This is a genomic window from Natronospirillum sp. (assembly GCF_022565775.1).
Classification (GTDB): Bacteria; Pseudomonadota; Gammaproteobacteria; order Pseudomonadales; family Natronospirillaceae; genus Natronospirillum.
The window spans coordinates 1-4,183 of sequence record NZ_JAIUMC010000157.1 but is presented as its reverse complement, the minus strand read 5'-3'; the positions used below and the strand labels follow the sequence as shown (position 1 = coordinate 4,183).

The 4,183-nt window shown below is 57.5% G+C and carries 4 protein-coding genes and 1 pseudogene; 3 read left to right on the top strand and 2 right to left on the bottom strand.

Features of this window, described 5'->3' with window-relative positions:
- Positions 1 to 66 precede the first annotated feature (66 nt).
- From LAT62_RS16125 to LAT62_RS16115, 3 genes are all read left to right on the top strand, one after another.
- Positions 67 to 675, top strand: coding sequence for an urea carboxylase-associated family protein (locus LAT62_RS16125; protein WP_293386227.1), 609 nt, complete (start codon positions 67 to 69; stop codon positions 673 to 675).
- 105 nt (positions 676 to 780) lie between these two features.
- On the top strand, positions 781 to 1,254 hold the full coding sequence (locus LAT62_RS16120; RefSeq protein WP_293386225.1) for a hypothetical protein: 474 nt from the start codon (positions 781 to 783) through the stop codon (positions 1,252 to 1,254).
- A gap of 31 nt (positions 1,255 to 1,285) precedes the next feature.
- Entirely contained in the window at positions 1,286 to 1,792 is a 507-nt protein-coding gene (locus LAT62_RS16115) for a hypothetical protein (protein ID WP_293386223.1), read from the top strand.
- A 61-nt stretch (positions 1,793 to 1,853) separates the two neighbouring features.
- Here LAT62_RS16115 and ltrA read toward each other — a convergent pair whose 3' ends face one another.
- Together ltrA and LAT62_RS16105 are read right to left on the bottom strand one after the other, a co-directional pair.
- A complete protein-coding gene (gene ltrA / locus LAT62_RS16110; RefSeq protein ID WP_293386221.1) occupies positions 1,854 to 3,077 on the bottom strand; it encodes a group II intron reverse transcriptase/maturase in 1,224 nt (407 codons plus the stop codon).
- 792 nt (positions 3,078 to 3,869) lie between these two features.
- A pseudogene (locus LAT62_RS16105) lies at positions 3,870 to 4,183 on the bottom strand (hypothetical protein); the annotation flags it as partial.

The window sequence follows — 4,183 nt, the reverse complement described above, 5'->3', positions numbered from 1 at the left end:
CAGACAATACAGTGGCCGCAAAGTCGAGGCCGACTGGCGGTGCCCGTATGACTTTAAGGACAAGTCATGAACACAGACTTCACGACGGTGCGGATTTCGCCCTGCTCAGCGCAGACGGCCGAGCTCGGCGTTGGCGACGTGCTGGTAATTATCGACCCCAACGGCCAGCAGGTAAGTGACCTGGTCGCCTTTCGACGTTCCGATCATGAGGAGTATCTGTCATCAGGTCGATCCCTCGATTACGCTTCGCGCCTATGGCTAACAACAGGCGATGTGTTGTATTCGAATCGCAGCCAGCCCATGTTCACCATCCTGGAGGATAGCTGCGGACGACACGATTTCACGTTGACACCCTGCTCGAAAGATACCTTCCGAATCATCTATGGCGAGACCGAGGACCGGCCTGGCTGTGAGGGCAACCTGGCGACCGCATTGGCCTCGTATGGCATTGGCGTCGATCGAATACCCATCGCCTTTAACGTCTTTATGCACGTAGCGATAAACGCCAAAACGGGTGAGTTCCAGGTCTTGCCACCACTCAGTAAGGCGGGTGACTTCGTGCGTCTGCAAGCAGAGATGCCCCTTCTGGTGGCGATGACCGCTTGTTCCGCCGGGCAGTCCAACAATTTCCACTACAAGCCGATCGATTTCCAGGTTGTGCGCTACAATCACTAGGCACTAGGAGCTCAGTCAACTGGTGGAGCATCCGAAGGGATTACTTGAAGCGATTATAATCAGCCTTCAGTTCAAGCGGTTGGAAAATCAGCTAGGAGATGTTTAATGGGTCGTCTGCAACGACTATTACTGTTGGTTTTGGCGGGATTGGTTGCCGGTTGCGCTAATGAGCCTGACGACGATTTCTTTGCCCAGCCTGAATGGGCGAACTATTTGGACCGGATACCCGCTGATATGGGGTTTGAGCCCGCAGTGACCGACTGGGAGCGCGACCAGTCACTGGAAACGGACCTCAACGAATGCAAGGAAGCCCAAGATACCCCCGAAGCCTGGGCGGTTTTTCATGATCTGATTGATACGGAGGAGTCCGACCACCTCATCATCGACATTCGTACGCGCTACAATCAGGATGACACGGCCACTGGCCTGGTTCAGCGCTGGGGCCTCAAAGATGACGCCGTCGCCGGTAGCGACCATCAGCTCGCGCTGGAAGAAATCGACGGCTGCTGGCAACCCACCAGGGTGGAAGTTCGGCATTATTGTCGGCGTGGCAAAAGTGAGGATAACCTTTGTCTTTGAGCCTGTGGCTGGGGGTCGGAAAATGCAAGAGATGATGCAGCACCTTCACTCCCATCTGCCAGACCTGCCACGGTGGGTAGAGACACGTGACCTGCTGCAGAGGGAAGGTTCCCAGGTGGCAGAACATCAGTATCAGAGCGGTTTCGTAGTCTGGAACTCAAAGCATGGGTTGGGTTCGGTGGTCGGTGAACCAGAAGCCGAAGCCCTTAAACAGGCGGCAGTCGAAGTGCCGGAGCTACTGGCCTTCCCGGAAAATATTGAACGTGTACGACCGTTTCTGCCAGAGTTCAATGCAGAACCAGCCACGGTGTTTTCCGCATCAGCGCAGTTGCCATCGGCACCGCCTCATCTGTGCCGGGAAATCGGACTGAGAGAGATCACTGCACAAGCGCATCTGCCCGATGATCTGGCGGCCGAACTGCGCAGTGCTGCAGGCGATGATGTGCCAATGGTGGCCGCCTTTGACGGGCCGCTTCCGGTGGCCTTCTCCTTTGTGGCGGCACAGACAGAGTCGCTGATAGGGGTCGGGAAGGCATAGCCTCCCCGCCCTCCGAACCGTGCGTGCGGTTCTCCCGCACACGGCTCTCCAGTCGGTAGTTTCAACATCGTGATTGGCTCGCGATCTGGTGGGCCGTCGTTAAGGTGAAGAGGCCCGCCGCCGCGAAGTAACGGTTTGGCCAGCGGTGTGAGTCCAACGGACTGAGGCCCGCGCCCGGGCGCTTCTCCTGCTTACGCAGCATCGCACGCAGCCGCCGTCGGGTAAACCCATCCAACTCGCGGAACAAGGCTGGATGGGCGTGCTGGAAGTAGGCGAACCAGCCCCGTTGCATCGGCCTCAGGTTAGCGCACACCTGTTTCAGGCTTTTGCCTTCTGTACGGCGTGTCTTCTGACGGACTTTGTCTTTGTACGCGCGTAGGCTTTTACGCCGGATCCAGCGTTTTCCACCCTCGAACCGATAACCGAGAAAGTCGAAGCCTTGCCCCTGTTGGCGGCAGTCTCCCACGTGTGTTTTCTCGGGATGCAGTGTCAGGCCTGCCGAGGCAACCCAGTCCCGTATGGTGGCCAGTGCAGCCTCAGCCTCTTCTGTGCTGCAGCACAGCACCACGAAGTCATCCGCGTAGCGTATCATTCGATAGCCGGCGGCGGTCATCTTCTGGTCCAGTGGATGCAGGTACAGATTCGCCAGCAGTGGACTGATGATGGCGCCTTGCGGTGTCCCTCTTGTCGGGGTCCAGCGCGCCACTCCTGCCATTACATCCTGTTTGAGCCAGTTGGCTAGTAAGGCCAGCAGGCGACTATCGCTGATGTCTTCTTCTACTCGCGACATCAGACGATCGTGTGGGATGCTGTCAAAATAGCCTTGAAGGTCAGCGTCTACGACGTGGGTATACCCCGCTTTCAGTAGACGGTTCACTTCCCTCAGGGCATCTTTGCAGCCACGACCGGGTCGAAAGCCATAGCTCATGTCCAGGAACTGCTGTTCAAAGATCGGTTCAATAGTGCGCTTTACCGCTGTCTGCACGATACGGTCTTTGACCGTAGGTATCCCGAGTGGGCGCGTCTTTCCGCCCGCTTTCGGGATCTCCACGCGGCGAATGGCTGAAGGCCGGTAAGTGCCGTCTTCCAGCGCCTCGCTCAATTCGCGTAGATAGGTCGGGTGGTTGGCCTCAAAGCGTTCGATGCTCTGAGCATCCACACCGGCCGCCCCTTTGTTCTCCCGGACTTTGAGCCAGGCATTGAACAGGGTCTGCGGTCGATAGACCTTGTCGATCAGACTGAACCATTTACGTCCTTTGACGCCGTTACCCAGCGCCGCCAACATGCGGTCTGTCCAGATAGAACGGTCAACCCACTCCCACTCTGTGGGCGGCATTGACGAACCTTGTTTAGTCGTCTTCGACACTGTCGGTTCTGTGCTGTCGCGGTCGCTCATCTCTGTTCGTCTCGCATCTACCTTCCTGCCTCCCTTCCCTACACTCAAGTTATGTTGCTTGAGTCTCTCGTGTCGTCGACGGGTCCTTAGGCAGGGTATGCGCCCCAGCTCGTTCGGTGGCGGATTTCTCCTCTCCACGGCCATTGAACCCCTCTGTTCGACAGCGCGGTACTATGAAGGCTCTGACTCCTGCCCGCCGTCACCTCGGCCGACAGGTCTCCCCGCTTACTGTGTATAGACTTCCCGACATTCCGCCTCCAACCACAAGGGCAGTCTCAGCATCGTTTTATCTGCGCCAACAACGTACTGAGCGCGTTTCAGGCTTCGCCAATTCCCAGCAGGCTCGCCACTGCTCCCCGCCGAATCGAGTTCGTCTCCTGCGGACTGCCAGTTCGCATCCGGTTGCTCTCCACCCCAGCTCGCGCTGGCGCAGTTACCTTCTGCTACGGGGCTGGGCTTACCCCGGACAGGACTTTCACCTGACTGTGTACACACCATCACGGGCGCACTGGGAGCGGTGCCCCCACCGCGATATCGGCGTGGGGGCACGCCTCCCACAGAATGAGGCGATATCGGCGTGGGGGCACGCCTCCCACAGAATCAGAATGAGGCATTTTGTAGGAGGGGCCTTGGCCCCGACCTGTGGGGCCGCCCTGCCCCTGGTCGCAGCCAAGGCAGCTCCTACAAATCAATCGACTTAAACTCTGCATCAAAATCATTGCTGCTTGGGTGAATCGACAACTCTTGGCTGATGAGTCTCAATATACCTTTAGACACCGACAGCAGCATCGGAATCAATGAGTGGACCAGATTAAAATGCTCCGCAATCAGTTCATACTCGGTTTCATAATCGTGAGCTGCCATGTTTCGCACCATACGGCATTCCTGCCAGGCCTCAACAGAGTCCAACACCCCGTGCTTCTCATAAAACGCCAACACCTTGAGAAACGGGTCGGTGGCTTCGCCCAGCAGCAAGGCGGCATGCCGCATGGAAG

Excerpts from the sequence above, each read along its gene's own strand:
- LAT62_RS16125 (WP_293386227.1), top strand. The coding sequence starts at position 67 with ATGAACACAGACTTCACGACGGTGCGGATTTCGCCCTGCTCAGCGCAG.
- LAT62_RS16120 (WP_293386225.1), top strand. The coding sequence starts at position 781 with ATGGGTCGTCTGCAACGACTATTACTGTTGGTTTTGGCGGGATTGGTT.
- LAT62_RS16115 (WP_293386223.1), top strand. The coding sequence starts at position 1,286 with ATGATGCAGCACCTTCACTCCCATCTGCCAGACCTGCCACGGTGGGTA.
- ltrA (WP_293386221.1), bottom strand. The coding sequence starts at position 3,077 with ATGTTGGCGGCGCTGGGTAACGGCGTCAAAGGACGTAAATGGTTCAGT.